Genomic DNA, 15,684 nt, shown 5'->3' with positions numbered 1-15,684 from the left:
CGATACGATGAATCGTTCTGAGAAAAAAGAACTATTAAAGCGTTCAAAGAAGCATTTTAATGATCAAGCCTTTTGGGAAAAGTTAAAAAAGACGGCACAAAAAGCTGGAGTTTCTCTTGTCTATGCTGTGCTATTACTTTATTATACATTGCAAAAACCCGAAGTACCGGTTAAAGCGAAGACCCTCATCATTGGGGCGCTAGGGTACTTTATCCTTCCGATTGACCTGATCCCTGATACATTGGTGGGGATCGGCTACACAGATGATCTAGGCGCCATCACATTTGCTCTGCTTCAAGTCGCGATGTACATTGATGACGATGTCAAAGGGAAAGCGAAAGATAGGCTTGGAAAATGGTTCGGTGAAAAAAGCGATACGTCTTTCATTGATCAAAAGCTTGAAGATGGCGGTATGCCGTCTGCTTAAAGAAAAGCCTCCTAAACGGAGTCTTCAGCGTGTAGACAAACCCTCGCATTCTTTGTCAGTCCTGCGCTTCGGTGCTCGTTCTTCCTAGACTTCAAGGGTTTTCAACTACGCTGAAAAAAAGACAAAGGGCTAAAATAAAGTTCATTTTAGCCCTTTGTCAACAATCTATTGCCTCCTAAACGGAGGCTTTTTTCATTATCCTAAAAATTTCACACAAACCGGATGCGGAACGGTGATGTCTGATTGTAAGACAGTGAGTCGACCGGTTTCCTTGTCACGTTTGTATAACACAAGGTTGCTAGATTCTTGGTTTGAGCCGACGAGAAATTCTTCTGTTGGATCAAGGACAAAGTCTCTAGGCCAATTTCCTTCAGATGAAGCAATGTCGACAAGGCTTAGTTTGCCGTCATGATCTGCTTTGAAAATGGCAATGCTGTCATGTCCACGATTTCCTGCATACACAAAGTGACCGTCAGAAGACACATGAATGGCGCTGCCTTGATTATTCTCTGTGAAGTCATTAGGAATGGTTGCGATCGTTTGGATCTCTTCGAAATGACCATCTTCAAAGTAACGAAGTACAATGACCTCTGAGCTGAGCTCTGTCATCACATAGGCCACAGGTTTCGTTGGGTGGAATGTGATATGACGAGGGCCGCTGCCTGGTTTTGTTTCAAATGTATGGGCAAGCTCAAGTTTGCCGTTTTCTTTCTTATACGTATAAATTCCGTCTGTGCCAAGGTCAACAGCTACTGCAAATTGTTCATCAGGTGTCAAACCCATAAAGTGAGTGTGCGGTTTTTCTTGACGGTCTTCGTTTGGTCCAGTACCTTCATGCTGCGCCTGTGACAGCGTGCGGATCACTGAGCCGTTTTCAGCATCAATTTCGTACATCTCTGCTGTTCCTTTATGATAGTTTGCTGTAAACGCCGTTTTCGTTTGGCTGTCCACGCTGACGTGACAAGGAGAAGCCCCATCGGCAAGCTCTTGGTTGATGAAACGAAGTGCGCCGGTGTCGGCATCAATTTGATACGCAGCAAGACCGCCCTGTGCTCCTTCTTTCACAACAGCATACACAAACTTTTGAGAATCTGAGACAGTTAAATATGTAGGATTTTCAAGTTCTGCAGCCACTTCTACTTGTTCAATCTGCTGCTTGTCCGTATTTAAAGTAAAAGAATAGATTCCTTTGCTGTCACCTTTTGTATACGTTCCGATATAACCTCTGATGTTAGCCATGTATTGCCCTCCTTCTATTAGATGCTCTCATTCTATCATAAATTTATAGGAAAACGCTTTAGAAAGGCATGCTGAAGAAAAAAACAAACGCAATGAAATCTCACAATATTCTTCAAAAACCGTGTGAAAAAATATTACAAAAGCTTGTTCAAAAGAAAACCGTTCATGTAGAGTAAATAAATTGAAGAAAAAATACAAAAAATTTTAAGTTTTTTCATTCCTTGTCTAGCAAAGGTGTAAGCGTATACATTTTATTTTGATTAGTCTAAATTGTCTAATAATTTTAAAAATGCTGTTGACACTGTATGGAAAGCGGCGTAAGATGGGTTCAACAAAAGCAAACAGACACGCAGATTAAGCGTGAGACACTTCAATATAAAGTGTCTGAAAATTCAACTACTTTTTGTTTGAAAGAGAGGGTGCTCACTGAAGATGGAAGACCAAAAGGAACAGTGGATCTTTTTAAACGATGAACTCGTGAAAAAAGAGGATGCGAAAATTTCAGTTTATGATCATGGCTTCTTATATGGTGACGGTGTGTTCGAAGGAATACGTGTATATAATGGAAATATCTTTCGAATGAAAGAACATTTAGACCGCCTGTATGATTCCGCTAGATCCATTATGCTGAACATTCCATATTCACTTGAGGAGCTCACTGAAAAAATGATTCATACAGTTGAAAGGAACGGCCTAAAAGATGCCTATATCCGCCTTGTTGTCTCAAGAGGAGCCGGTGATCTTGGCTTAGATCCAAACAACTGTGGGAGAGCCAACACAGTGATCATTGTAGAGCCGCTGGCCATCTTTCCAAAGCACCTATATGAAACAGGTATTGATATTGTGACAGTACCGACAAGGCGAAATCGTCCTGACGTACTAAGTCCAAAAGTGAAATCATTAAACTATTTGAATAACATCCTTGTCCGAATCGAAGCCCATATGGCCGGTGTGAGTGAAGCGCTGATGCTGAACGATCAAGGGTACGTGGCAGAAGGTTCTGCAGACAATGTGTTTATTTATAAAAAAGGTAAGCTCTATACACCGCCAGGTTATATCGGCGCTCTTGAAGGCATCACAAGAAATGCCATCATGGAAATCGCAGAAGACTTAGGCTACGAAGTGAAAGAAGAACCTTTCACAAGACATGATGTGTATACAGCTGAAGAAGTCTTCCTGACAGGAACCGCTGCCGAAGTCATCGCTGTTGTAAAAGTTGACGGCCGTATCATTGGCGAAGGAAAACCAGGGTTCCACACAAACAAATTTCTTGAACAATTCCGCAAACGAGTCGTTGAAGAAGGAGAAAAAGTAGTCTTTACCGATGAAAACATTCACGCAAGCTAAATAGATATCGATAAACGTTGAAGAGGACTAGTAGCTTTAGAGTCAGTATCTACAGAGAGCCGGTGCTAGCTGGAAACCGGTGTTACTTTCTAAAGTGAACTCACCTCTGAGTGTCTGCTTGAAATGATAGTAGGGCAGACCGAGTGACATTGCATCACTCGTTACCAAAATGGATGAAAGATGTCCATGAGACGGCAGCATGATTTGCCGTGAACAAGGGTGGTACCGCGAAAAACAAAGCTTTTTCGCCCCTTTGACCTAGTGAAAAGTAGTGTCATTGTGGGGTGAGAAGGCTTTTTTATATGGTCTCATATCTCTATCTTGAATGGAAAAGGGTGAAAGGACTTGACTGAAGCAAGACAAAGAGGAGGAAATCAAATGGGGACAAATGTACAAATGGAGACGGAAAAATCAAATGCACCACAAACGATGAACGGTGCACTCATGTTAATTGAAGCACTCAAAAGAGAAAAAGTAGAAGTCATTTTTGGTTATCCTGGCGGAGCTGTTTTACCGATCTACGATAAAATTTACGATTCTGGTTTATTTCATGTCCTGCCAAGACATGAGCAAGGAGCGATTCACGCAGCGGAGGGATACGCAAGAGTATCTGGTAAACCAGGCGTTGTTATTGCCACATCAGGACCGGGGGCAACCAACCTAGTCACAGGAATTGCGGATGCGATGATTGATTCACTACCTATGGTTATCTTCACTGGACAGGTGGCAACCTCAGTCATTGGATCAGATGCTTTCCAAGAAGCAGATGTACTTGGTATCACAATGCCAATCACAAAACACAGCTATCAAGTGAGACGCCCAGAAGAGTTACCGGGTGTCATTAAAGAGGCATTTCACATCGCAACAACCGGCAGACCTGGTCCAGTCTTGATTGATATTCCAAAAGATGTCGCTGGCATTGAAGGGACATTTGAATACGATCAGCCAATCGATTTGCCAGGTTATCAGCCGAAAATTGAGCCGAATTATTTGCAAATTCGCAAGTTGGTAGAAGCTGTAAGCAGAGCAAAGAAACCAGTTATTCTAGCAGGAGCTGGCGTTCTTCACGGCAAAGCGTCGGAAGAATTAAGGCAATATGTAGAGCAGCAGCAAATCCCTGTCGCTCATACATTGCTTGGGCTTGGTGGATTCCCGGCAAAGCATCCTCTTTTCCTAGGAATGGCGGGTATGCACGGCACATATGCAGCGAACATGGCACTACATCAATGTGACTTACTCATTTCAATTGGAGCGAGATTTGATGACAGGGTAACCGGCAACCTCAATCATTTTGCAAAGCATGCGAAGGTTGCTCACATTGACATCGACCCAGCGGAAATTGGTAAAAACATTCACACCCATATCCCAGTTGTTGGTGACAGTAAGCTAGTGCTTCAAGAACTGATCAAGCAGGACGGGAAAAAAGGTGAATCAGACGAGTGGAAGAGCCAGCTAAATCAGTGGAAGGAAGAATATCCACTCTGGTACGTTGAAAACGAAGCTGAAGGTTTTAAACCTCAAAAGCTGATTGAATACATTCATCAATTCACAAAAGGTGAAGCCATTGTCGCAACTGATGTCGGACAGCACCAAATGTGGGCTGCACAGTTCTATCCATTTGAAAATGCCGATAAATGGGTGACATCTGGTGGGCTTGGCACAATGGGATTTGGTTTACCGGCAGCGATTGGCGCGCAGCTAGCTGATCAAGAGGCAACGGTTGTAGCGATTTTAGGAGACGGAGGTTTCCAAATGACCCTGCAAGAACTTGCCGTTATCCGTGAGCTGAACCTTCCAGTGAAAGTGATTGTTCTCAATAATCACAGTCTTGGAATGGTAAGACAATGGCAAGAAATTTTTTACGAAGAACGCTACTCACATTCTAAATTTTCAGAGCAGCCAGACTTCGTGAAATTATCTGAAGCTTATGGCATTAAAGGGATCAGAATCTCATCAGACGAAGAGGCGCAAGAAAAGCTAGAAGAAGCATTAACGTCTAGAGAGCCTGTTTTCATCGATGTCAATGTAGCGAGAGATGAGAAAGTATTCCCGATGGTAGCACCGGGGAAAGGACTTCATGAGATGGTGGGGGTGAAACCTTGAAAAGAATTATTGTGTTGACTGTATTAAATCGATCAGGCGTACTGAACAGAATCACAGGCCTTTTTACCAAAAGACACTACAACATTGAAAGCATTACGGTCGGCCATTCTGAGATTCAAGATGTATCACGCATCACGTTCGTCGTCCATGTAGACCAGGAGAAAGACATCGAACAGCTGACAAAACAGCTGAACAAACAAATCGATGTCCTCAAAGTAACGGATATTACAAACCAATCAATCGTTCAGCGAGAGCTGGCTTTGATAAAAGTCGTATCTGCACCAGCATCTAGAATGGAGATCACGGGGGTCATTGAACCTTTTAGGGCTTCTATTGTAGATGTAAGCAGAGAAAGTGTCGTCATTCAGGTGACAGGTGAGTCTTCAAAAATTGAAGCACTCATTGAATTACTTAAGCCATACGGCATTAAAGAAGTCGCCAGAACTGGCACCACGGCCTTTGCGAGAGATAATCAGCAAAAGCCGCAAACAAATAAAACAATTTCAATTGTCTAAACAAAAGGAGAGAGTCAAATGGTAAAAGTATATTATAACGGTGATATTCAAGAAAACGTATTAAACGGTCAAAAGGTAGCTATCATTGGTTACGGATCACAAGGTCATGCACATGCATTGAACTTAAAAGAGAGCGGCGTAGATGTCATTGTCGGCGTAAGAAAAGGCGGATCTTATACAAAAGCACAAGAAGACGGTCATCAAGTATTCACAGTAAAAGAAGCAGCAGCACAAGCAGATGTCGTCATGGTATTACTTCCAGATGAGCAGCAAAAGAAAGTATATGATGAAGAAATCAAAGATCAATTAGAAGCAGGGAATTCACTTGTATTCGCACACGGATTCAACGTTCACTTCCATCAAATTGTTCCGCCAAGTGACGTAGATGTGTATCTTGTGGCTCCAAAAGGTCCAGGACATCTTGTAAGAAGAACATATGAGCAAGGCGCTGGTGTACCTGCACTATTTGCTATCTATCAAGATGTATCAGGTCAAGCGAAAGACAAAGCACTTGCTTATGCAAAAGCAATCGGCGGAGCAAGAGCGGGCGTTCTTGAAACAACATTTAAAGAAGAAACAGAAACGGATCTATTCGGTGAGCAGGCAGTTCTTTGTGGAGGTCTTACTTCATTAGTAAAAGCAGGTTTTGAAACATTAACAGAAGCTGGTTATCAGCCGGAGCTTGCATACTTCGAGTGTCTGCATGAACTGAAATTGATCGTTGACCTTATGTATGAAGAAGGATTAGAAGGTATGAGATATTCCATCTCTGATACAGCGCAATGGGGTGACTTCGTATCAGGACCACGCGTTGTGGATGCAAAAGTAAAAGAATCAATGAAAGCAGTCTTGACTGACATCCAAAACGGAACCTTCGCGAAAGAATGGATTGTTGAAAACCAAGTGAATCGTCCACGTTTCAATGCGATCAATGCAAATGAAAATGAGCACCAAATTGAAATCGTCGGAAGAAAGCTTCGTGAAATGATGCCTTTCGTTAAACAAGGAAAGAAAAAGGAAGCGGTGAGCGTCGGTGCGAAAAATTAATTTTTTTGACACAACACTTCGAGATGGAGAGCAATCACCAGGAGTGAACTTAAATGCACAAGAAAAGCTAATCATTGCAAAGCAGCTTGAGCGCCTTGGGGTTAATATTATTGAAGCGGGTTTTCCCGCTTCATCCCGAGGGGATTTCTTAGGCGTACAAGAAATTGCAAGAACGATTAAGAACTGTTCAGTTGCAGGACTTGCACGATGTGTGAAAGGTGACATTGATGCTGCATGGGACGCATTAAAAGATGGAGCTCAACCAAGAATACACGTCTTTATTGCGACTTCTGACATTCACCTCAAGCATAAGCTAAAGAAAACACGTGAAGAAGTGGTTGAACAAGCTGTTTCAATGGTGAAATACGCGAAAGAGCGCTTCCCAGTTGTTCAGTGGTCAGCAGAAGATGCATGCCGGACAGATCTTTCTTTCCTAGCAGAAATTGTAGAAAAAGTGATCGACGCAGGCGCAAGTGTCATTAACTTGCCTGACACTGTTGGATACCTAGCACCAAAAGAGTACGGAAATATCTTTAAATATATGAAGGAACACGTTCCAAATATCGATCAAGTCATATTGTCAGCACACTGTCATGATGATTTAGGAATGGCTGTAGCGAACTCACTTGCTGCCATTGAAAATGGAGCAGATCAAATTGAAACAGCTGTCAACGGTATTGGAGAGCGCGCAGGAAATGCTGCTTTAGAAGAAATTGCAGTTGCCCTTCATATTCGCAAAGACTTTTACCAAGTCGAATCAACCATTCAGTTGAATGAAATTAAGCGCACAAGTGATGTAGTGAGCAAATACTCAGGTATGATTGTACCGCGTAATAAAGCAGTCGTTGGAAACAATGCATTTGCCCATGAATCAGGTATTCACCAAGATGGATTCCTCAAAGAAAAAACAACCTATGAAATTATCTCTCCAGAGCTTGTAGGCGTCACAACAGATGTGCTTGTCCTTGGTAAACACTCCGGAAGACACGCTTTTAAAGACCGCTTAAAAACACTCGGCTTTAAATTGACTGAAGAAGAAATCAATAAGTTCTTCGAAACGTTTAAGAACTTAACAGAGAAGAAGAAAGAAATCACAGATGATGATTTGATCTCTATTATATTAGAAGAAAAAGTAGCAGATCGTAAAATTGGCTATGAATTTGAAAGTCTTCAAGTTCACTATGGGACAGAGCAAATGCCGACAGCAACAGTCTCTCTTAAAAATCAAGAAACGCAGGAAGTCATTCAAGAAGCAGCTACAGGTGCAGGCAGTGTAGAAGCTGTGTACAACACGCTTGAGCGCTGTATGGAGGAAAGAATTCATTTGCTAGATTATCGTATTCAATCCAATGGAAAAGGCAGAGACGCACTAGCGGAAGTATATGTCACTGTTTCAATAGAAGGAAAAGAAACAGCAGGACGCGGTGTAGCGCAAGATGTGCTGGAAGCATCGGCTAAAGCTTACGTCAATGCAGTGAATAGACATTTAATCTTTAAATCAAACCTAATAGAAATTGAGAAACATCACGCCATCTCATAAGAAAGGAGGAAGGGACTCATGAAAAAGAAAATTGCACTTTTGCCCGGCGATGGAATCGGACCGGAAGTCGTCACATCAGCCGTCGCTGTCCTGAAAGAGACAGCGGCTCAATTTCAACACGAATTTGAATTTGAAACAGCTCTCATTGGCGGTATAGCGATAGATGAAAAAAACAATCCGCTCCCTAAAGAAACAGTAGAAGTGTGCAAAAGCGCAGATGCGATTTTATTAGGAGCCGTTGGCGGACCAAAGTGGGATCAAAACCCGCCAGAACTTCGCCCAGAAAAAGGCTTGCTCTCCATTCGCAAGCAGCTGGACTTATTTGCGAACATCCGCCCTGTCAAAGTATTTGATAGCTTGAGTGAGGCTTCACCGTTAAAACAAGATCACATTAGCGGAGTAGATTTCGTCATCGTTCGTGAATTAACTGGAGGCCTCTACTTTGGCGAACCAAGTGAGCGCTACACGGATGATGAAGGAAAAGAAGCTGCGGTTGATACACTTCTTTATACAAAGGAAGAAATTGTTCGTGTATTAAAAGAAGCGTTCGATATGGCGTTAACGAGACGGAAAAAAGTAACGTCTGTGGATAAAGCGAATGTTCTCGCTTCGAGTAAACTATGGCGGGATGCGGTAGAAGAAGTTGCATCCCAATATCCAGATGTCGCATATGAGCACATGCTCGTCGATAATGCCGCGATGCAACTTATTTATAAGCCCGCTCAATTTGATGTCATCGTGACAGAGAATATGTTTGGTGACATTTTAAGTGACGAAGCATCTATGATTACTGGCTCACTCGGCATGCTGCCATCTGCTAGTTTATCAAGCACCGGCCTACATTTATATGAGCCGATTCATGGTTCAGCACCCGATATTGCGGGGCAAAATGTCGCAAACCCTCTGGCTACTATATTGTCAGCAGCCAGCTTGCTTAGAACATCCTTTGCTTTAGAAGAAGAAGCGGCTGCAATTGAAGCAGCTGTGGAAGCCGTTCTTGCCTCTGGCAAACGAACAAAGGACCTAGCATCAAAAGAGGGAACGTATGAAACGACTGATGATATCACGCAAGCCGTTGTAGATGCACTCAAACAACGTACGAAAACCATTGTATAAATAGAAATCTTGTTGAATTAGGTAGAGGGAGGAAAAAGGGTTATGCCTCGAACAATCATCGAAAAAATATGGGATCAGCATGTTGTCAAAAACGGCGAGGGAAAACCAGACCTTTTATATATTGATCTGCACTTGGTGCATGAGGTGACATCACCTCAAGCATTTGAAGGATTAAGACAAAAAGGGCGCAAGGTGCGAAGACCACAAAACACATTTGCGACGATGGATCACAACATTCCGACTGTGAATCGATTTGTGATCAAAGATGAGATTGCGAAGAAGCAAGTCAGTGCTCTAGAGCGCAACTGTGCTGAATTCGGGGTCCGTCTAGCTGACCTTCACAGTGTAGACCAAGGAATCGTTCATGTCGTTGGACCAGAGCTTGGTTTAACACTTCCGGGTAAAACAATCGTGTGTGGAGATAGTCATACATCTACTCATGGCGCATTTGGTGCACTTGCCTTTGGGATTGGCACAAGTGAGGTTGAGCATGTGCTTTCCACACAAACACTTTGGCAGCAGCGTCCGAAGACACTAGAAATTAGAGTAGACGGAACGCTTCAAAAAGGGGTAACAGCCAAAGATGTCATTTTAGCAGTCATTGGCGCACATGGCGTGAAGTTCGGTTCAGGTTATGTCATTGAATACACTGGGGAAGTATTCAGAAACATGTCAATGGATGAGCGGATGACCGTTTGTAATATGTCAATTGAAGCAGGCGCAAGAGCAGGATTGATCGCACCTGATGAAGTGACCTTTGAATATTGCCGCGGACGCAAATACGCACCGCAGGGTGAAGATTTTGAAGCAGCGATAAAAGAATGGAAAGAACTAAGAACAGATCCGGGTGCGACCTATGATAAAACCATTGTTTTAGATGGAAATCATATTTCACCAATGGTCACGTGGGGAATTAACCCAGGAATGGTGCTCCCTGTGGATGCAGCAATTCCAGGACCTGAAGATTTTGCACAAGAAGATGACCAAAAAGAAGCAAAACGTGCTTATGAATACATGGGGGTTCACCCGCATCAGCGTATTGAAGATATTACGATTGAGCATGTGTTTATTGGCTCATGTACGAACTCAAGAATGACTGATTTACGCCAAGCCGCTTCTATGATCGAAGGACAAAAAGTAGCTGATCATGTCAGAGCGATTGTGGTTCCCGGCTCACAAAGTGTCAAACTGCAAGCAGAAGAAGAAGGTCTTCATAAAATTTTCCTAGAAGCAGGATTTGAATGGAGAGAATCTGGCTGTAGTATGTGCCTCAGCATGAATAACGATGTGGTGCCAGAAGGTGAACGCTGTGCATCTACATCAAACCGTAACTTTGAGGGACGTCAAGGGAAGGGTGCAAGAACGCATCTTGTCAGCCCGGCAATGGCTGCAATGGCTGCCATACATGGCCGATTTGTCGATGTCAGGAAGTTTAATCAAGAGAAAACAGTCGTGTAAGGAGTTGTGTCATAGATGGAGCCTTTAGTCACTCATAAAGGAAAAGCCGCTGTGCTTAACCGTATAAATGTAGATACAGATCAAATCATTCCGAAACAGTTTTTGAAAAGAATCGAACGAACAGGATATGGCCGATTTGCCTTTTTTGACTGGCGATATTTAGCAGATGGCAGTCCGAATCCAGATTTTGAACTCAATCAGCCGATTTATGAAGGAGCCTCTATTTTGATCGCAGGCGAAAACTTTGGCTGCGGATCATCAAGGGAACATGCGCCTTGGGCACTTGATGATTATGGTTTCAAAATTGTCATTGCCCCATCTTTCGCCGATATTTTTCATCAAAACTGTTTTAAAAACGGGATGCTTCCAATCCGCCTTGATTATGATGTGTGGAAAACGTTTGCTGCATCATATGAAAACAAAGGATATGAAATGACAGTTGATCTGGAAAAACAACAGATTCAAGACCATGAAGGGAATGTTACTCCTTTCGATGTAGATCCACACTGGAGAGAAATGCTCCTGAATGGCTATGATGAGATTTCATTAACATTGTTACTAGAAGATGAGATTCAAGCATTTGAAGAAAAACGTAGCAGCTGGCTGCGTGCATAAACAACGAGAAGCCGTCCCCGTGGTGTGACGGCTTCTTTTTTGCATGAAAACCTCTCGTTACTTGTGTTTACTAACCTTCGTTGGTAAACTGATAAAAAATATGCGCCCGAAAGGAACGTAAGCATGAAACATGACAAGAAGAAAGATAATGTCATTTTGTTTCCTGGTCTGAAAGAAAGACTGATTGAAAAAGGAATGGCAGCATTAAAAGATAAACAGTATCAAGAGGCGCTTCACTTATTTTCAGAAGCGAAATCGTATGATGACGATGAAGAATCCGATATTCATCTCGGTATGGCGATTTGTTTTCTAGAGCTTGGTGAGCTACAGGATGCAAAGCGAGTCTGTGAAAAGATGCTACATGAAGGATATGGCCACTATTTCACTGTGCTTCAAGTATATATGACCATCTTAATTCAGCTGAAAGAGTACGAGGAAGTCAAACAAACAATTGAGGCTGTCCTTGAAGAAAATCACCTTCCAGCAGAAAGCGCGGAGCATTTTTATAAGCTGCTTGAATTTAGCAGAAAGATGATTGAATCACCAGAAGAGATTTTAGACGAAGACGAGGAAGGCAGCGGAGAAATCAATATAGATGAAATGCTCGAGCGGCCAGAAGAGCAGGTGCAGTTCATCCATTCGCTGAAAGACCGAAACATCACGCCGCATATGGGTCTATTAAATACGATCCTACAAAAGCCTGATGGAAACCCTTTGGTCAAATCATTGATCCTGCAACTTCTGTCAGATCATGATGTGGCAAAGCCGGTTCATGTGACGAAGTTCGGTGATTCTTTAACGCTTGTTCCTTCTGAGGCTGTCAAGCCAGAGCAAATGCCACTGCTTCAGCAAGTCCTTCGAAAGCTCGATGACACACTCGGCAATGAGAACCCAACCCTTTACCAAGGAGTTGAAGAGTTATGGCGCCGGCACTTATTTGTGCTATATCCATTTCTTCCTAAATATACGGATCCGAATCTTTGGGCTGCGGCACTTCATAAAGTCGGCTATGAAATGCATGGAATCGAGATTGACCTCGAAGAATTGCATTTATTGTATGATTTTAACGAACGAGAGCTGAGAGAAGCTTGTACAATGCTGAAAGATATTGAAGAAATTTCTTATTTGTAATTTGTCGATTTAGTTGAAAGACGGACTTGTTATGTTATAATATAATGGTTGTATTTGTGCATATATCGTGCGGTTGTAAGATTCCAACGGTTGAAAGACGTTATGTATAATCAAGTCAAATATTGTATACATAAGACCGCTTCTTTAGCGGAGTGCGTGGTTTTTGATTGGACGAAGTCTTTATGATGCTTTAGAATGTAACAACGCACAATCTGAATAGATTTTTGGAGGGAAACACACATGTCAGTAAAATGGGAAAAACAAGAAGGTAACGAAGGTGTCTTAACAGTAGAAGTTGACGCTGAAACATTTAACAAAGCACTTGATGATGCATTTAAGAAAGTAGTTAAGCAAGTATCAATCCCTGGATTCCGTAAAGGGAAAGTACCACGTGGTCTTTTCGAGCAGCGTTTTGGAGTAGAATCTCTTTATCAAGATGCACTAGATATTCTTCTTCCAGTTGAATATCCGAAAGCAATCGACGAAGCTGGTATCGAGCCGGTTGACCGCCCTGAAATCGATGTTGAGAAAATCGAAAAAGGCGAAAGCTTAATCTTCACTGCAAAAGTAACAGTGAAGCCAGAAGTAAAACTTGGTGACTACAAAGGTCTTAACGTTGAAAAAGACGACACATCTGTATCTGATGAAGATGTCCAAGAAGAGTTAAAAGCTATGCAAAACCGTCAAGCTGAGCTTGTTGTCAAAGAAGAAGGCGCAATCGAAAACGGCGATACAGTTGTTCTAGATTTCGAAGGATTCGTTGATGGAGAAGCATTCGAAGGCGGAAAAGCTGAGAACTACTCTCTTGAAGTAGGTTCTGGTTCATTCATCCCTGGTTTCGAAGAGCAATTGGTTGGTCTTGAAGCAGGTGCAGAAAAAGACGTTGAAGTGACATTCCCAGAAGAATATCATGCTGAAGACCTTGCAGGTAAACCAGCTGTATTCAAAGTGAAAATTCATGAAATTAAAGCAAAAGAACTTCCAGCACTTGACGATGAGTTCGCTAAAGATGTTGATGAAGAAGTTGAAACGATTGCTGAATTAACTGAAAAAACGAAGAAACGTCTTGAAGAAGCAAAAGAAAACGAAGCAGAAGGCAAACTTCGTGAAGAGCTAGTAGCAAAAGCTTCTGAAAATGCGGAAGTTGACGTTCCTCAAGCGATGGTTGACACTGAGTTAGACCGCATGATGAAAGAATTCGAACAACGTCTTCAAATGCAAGGGATGAACCTTGAGCTTTACTTCCAGTTCTCTGGACAAGATGAAGATGCGCTAAAAGAGCAAATGAAAGAAGATGCTGCTAAACGCGTAAAATCTAATCTTACTCTTGAAGCAATCGCTGCTGCAGAAGACCTACAAGTGTCTGATGAAGAAGTGGAAGAAGAACTTTCAAAAATGGCTGAAGCATACAACATGCCAGTTGAAAATATCAAACAAGCGATCGGTTCTACTGAAGCAATGAAAGAAGATTTAAAAGTTCGTAAAGCAATTGATTTTCTTGTAGAAAACCGTTAATATGGTGCATAATAATAAAACAGGGCGCGAGTGACTCGTGCCTTGTTTTGTACAATTTTTGACTTATCATCGCTTCTTTTGGAAACGATAGTGTAAGTCGCATCTTTCTGTCATACATATCTCAATGTGCAGTGTTACAAACACATCATTACCGTCTTTTAGGAAAGTATGGTAAAATGCATACATACTGGACCCAGAAGGGTAGCTGACTGTTAGCTACAGGCAAGTGAAGAAGAATAAGGGGTGAAAGAATGTTTAAATTCAACGAGGAAAAAGGTCAATTAAAATGCTCGTTTTGCGGAAAAACGCAAGATCAAGTGCGTAAACTGGTCGCAGGACCTGGCGTATATATATGTGATGAATGTATCGAGCTTTGCACGGAAATAGTTGAAGAAGAGCTCGGTACTGAGGAAGAAGTTGAATTCAAGGATGTTCCGAAACCTCATGAAATCCGGGAAATTCTTGATGAATATGTCATCGGACAAGAGAATGCGAAGAAATCCTTAGCTGTAGCGGTTTATAACCATTACAAGCGGATTAATTCCAACAGTAAGATTGATGATGTTGAGCTTTCGAAAAGTAACATTTCTATGATTGGACCTACAGGAAGCGGTAAAACATTACTTGCTCAAACACTTGCACGTATTTTAAATGTTCCATTTGCGATTGCAGATGCGACGTCTTTAACAGAAGCAGGTTACGTTGGGGAAGACGTAGAGAATATTTTACTAAAGCTGATCCAAGCAGCAGATTATGATGTAGAAAAAGCTGAAAAAGGCATTATCTACATCGATGAGATCGATAAAGTAGCAAGAAAATCAGAAAACCCTTCTATCACTCGTGATGTATCTGGGGAAGGTGTACAGCAAGCCCTTTTGAAAATTCTTGAAGGAACAGTCGCTAGTGTACCGCCTCAAGGTGGACGTAAGCATCCTCATCAAGAATTCATTCAGATTGATACAACAAATATCCTCTTCATTTGTGGTGGAGCCTTTGACGGCATTGAGCAAATCATCAAACGCCGCCTAGGTCAAAAAGTGATTGGATTCGGTGCGGAAAATAAAATTGAAGATCTTGAAAAAGAAGTCCTTCTATCAAAAGTTCTGCCAGAAGACTTACTTCGCTTCGGTTTAATCCCAGAATTCATCGGTCGTCTTCCGGTTATTGCAAGCCTAGAGCCGTTAGATGAAAAAGCACTTGTAGAAATCTTGACGAAGCCTAAAAATGCGCTCGTTAAGCAATATACAAAAATGCTTGAGCTTGATGATGTTGAGCTTGAGTTTGAAGAAGATGCTCTTAGCGAAATTGCGAAAAAAGCAATTGAGCGTAAAACAGGAGCTCGTGGTCTTCGCTCCATCATTGAAGGCATCATGCTTGATGTGATGTTTGATCTTCCATCTCGTGATGATATTGAGAAATGTGTCATTACTGGTGCAACGGTTGCTGATGGTGAGCCGCCTCGTCTTGTCTTAAAAGACGGTACAGTCGTGAATAAAGATACAAAAACATCAGCATAAGCCCATTTGAATGACTCCTGAATCTTTTGATTCAGGAGTTTTTTATTTATCGTGGAAGTTGTGTTTATTCCGTCCAGCTCTAGGAAATACTAGCAGACAGAAACCAATACATAA

Annotated in this window: 13 protein-coding genes and 1 other annotated feature; of the genes, 12 read left to right on the top strand and 1 reads right to left on the bottom strand. The window is 42.1% G+C overall.

The features are described 5' to 3' along the window. The first annotated feature begins 7 nt into the window (after window positions 1-7). A complete protein-coding gene (locus tag MHI20_RS06580) occupies window positions 8-427 on the top strand; it encodes a YkvA family protein (RefSeq protein ID WP_024718417.1) in 420 nt (139 codons plus the stop codon). Between the two features lie 195 nt (window positions 428-622). On the opposite strand, the gene MHI20_RS06575 is transcribed toward MHI20_RS06580, so the two are convergent. After that, window positions 623-1,666 carry a lactonase family protein gene (locus MHI20_RS06575; RefSeq protein ID WP_024718416.1) on the bottom strand — a complete coding sequence of 348 codons (1,044 nt, stop codon included), beginning with the start codon at window positions 1,664-1,666 and terminating at the stop codon, window positions 623-625. Window positions 1,667-2,098: 432 nt separating this feature from the next. On the opposite strand from MHI20_RS06575, the gene ilvE reads away from it, so the two are divergent. The 11 genes from ilvE (at window position 2,099) to clpX (ending at window position 15,570) form a co-directional block, all read left to right on the top strand. Beyond that, window positions 2,099-3,013, top strand: a complete 915-nt coding sequence (gene ilvE / locus MHI20_RS06570; protein ID WP_144667264.1) for a branched-chain-amino-acid transaminase — start codon at window positions 2,099-2,101, stop codon at window positions 3,011-3,013. Window positions 3,014-3,021: 8 nt separating this feature from the next. Then, window positions 3,022-3,269 (top strand) — a binding site (T-box leader). 122 nt (window positions 3,270-3,391) lie between these two features. Continuing rightward, window positions 3,392-5,116 (top strand): acetolactate synthase large subunit, encoded by a 1,725-nt coding sequence (gene ilvB, locus MHI20_RS06565; RefSeq protein ID WP_047946274.1) that lies wholly within the window; start codon window positions 3,392-3,394, stop codon window positions 5,114-5,116. Beyond that, window positions 5,113-5,631 (top strand): acetolactate synthase small subunit, encoded by a 519-nt coding sequence (gene ilvN / locus MHI20_RS06560; RefSeq protein WP_007501584.1) that lies wholly within the window; start codon window positions 5,113-5,115, stop codon window positions 5,629-5,631. The genes ilvB and ilvN overlap by 4 nt, the downstream gene beginning before the upstream one ends. A gap of 18 nt (window positions 5,632-5,649) precedes the next feature. Then, window positions 5,650-6,678, top strand: a complete 1,029-nt coding sequence (gene ilvC, locus MHI20_RS06555) for a ketol-acid reductoisomerase (protein ID WP_007501581.1) — start codon at window positions 5,650-5,652, stop codon at window positions 6,676-6,678. Further along, window positions 6,665-8,218 (top strand): 2-isopropylmalate synthase, encoded by a 1,554-nt coding sequence (locus MHI20_RS06550; RefSeq protein WP_008342850.1) that lies wholly within the window; start codon window positions 6,665-6,667, stop codon window positions 8,216-8,218. Before ilvC ends, MHI20_RS06550 begins: the two co-directional genes overlap by 14 nt. Window positions 8,219-8,236: 18 nt before the next feature. Further along, entirely contained in the window at window positions 8,237-9,334 is a 1,098-nt protein-coding gene (gene leuB / locus MHI20_RS06545; RefSeq protein WP_281215558.1) for a 3-isopropylmalate dehydrogenase, read from the top strand. 42 nt (window positions 9,335-9,376) lie between these two features. Continuing rightward, on the top strand, window positions 9,377-10,792 hold the full coding sequence (gene leuC / locus MHI20_RS06540) for a 3-isopropylmalate dehydratase large subunit (RefSeq protein ID WP_041090960.1): 1,416 nt from the start codon (window positions 9,377-9,379) through the stop codon (window positions 10,790-10,792). Window positions 10,793-10,807: 15 nt separating this feature from the next. Beyond that, on the top strand, window positions 10,808-11,407 hold the full coding sequence (gene leuD / locus MHI20_RS06535; RefSeq protein WP_008342843.1) for a 3-isopropylmalate dehydratase small subunit: 600 nt from the start codon (window positions 10,808-10,810) through the stop codon (window positions 11,405-11,407). A 123-nt stretch (window positions 11,408-11,530) separates the two neighbouring features. After that, window positions 11,531-12,538: a DNA damage checkpoint antagonist DdcA gene (gene ddcA, locus MHI20_RS06530; protein ID WP_008342841.1), complete on the top strand. Its 1,008-nt coding sequence runs from the start codon at window positions 11,531-11,533 to the stop codon at window positions 12,536-12,538. A 240-nt stretch (window positions 12,539-12,778) separates the two neighbouring features. Then, window positions 12,779-14,053, top strand: coding sequence for a trigger factor (gene tig, locus MHI20_RS06525; protein WP_017358146.1), 1,275 nt, complete (start codon window positions 12,779-12,781; stop codon window positions 14,051-14,053). 251 nt (window positions 14,054-14,304) lie between these two features. Beyond that, window positions 14,305-15,570, top strand: a complete 1,266-nt coding sequence (clpX, locus tag MHI20_RS06520) for an ATP-dependent protease ATP-binding subunit ClpX (protein ID WP_007501568.1) — start codon at window positions 14,305-14,307, stop codon at window positions 15,568-15,570. The last annotated feature ends 114 nt before the right edge of the window (window positions 15,571-15,684 follow it).

The organism is Bacillus sp. FSL K6-1106 (assembly GCF_038005245.1).
Taxonomy (GTDB): domain Bacteria; phylum Bacillota; class Bacilli; order Bacillales; family Bacillaceae; genus Bacillus; species Bacillus altitudinis.
This window is presented reverse-complemented; position numbering and strand designations above follow the sequence as displayed.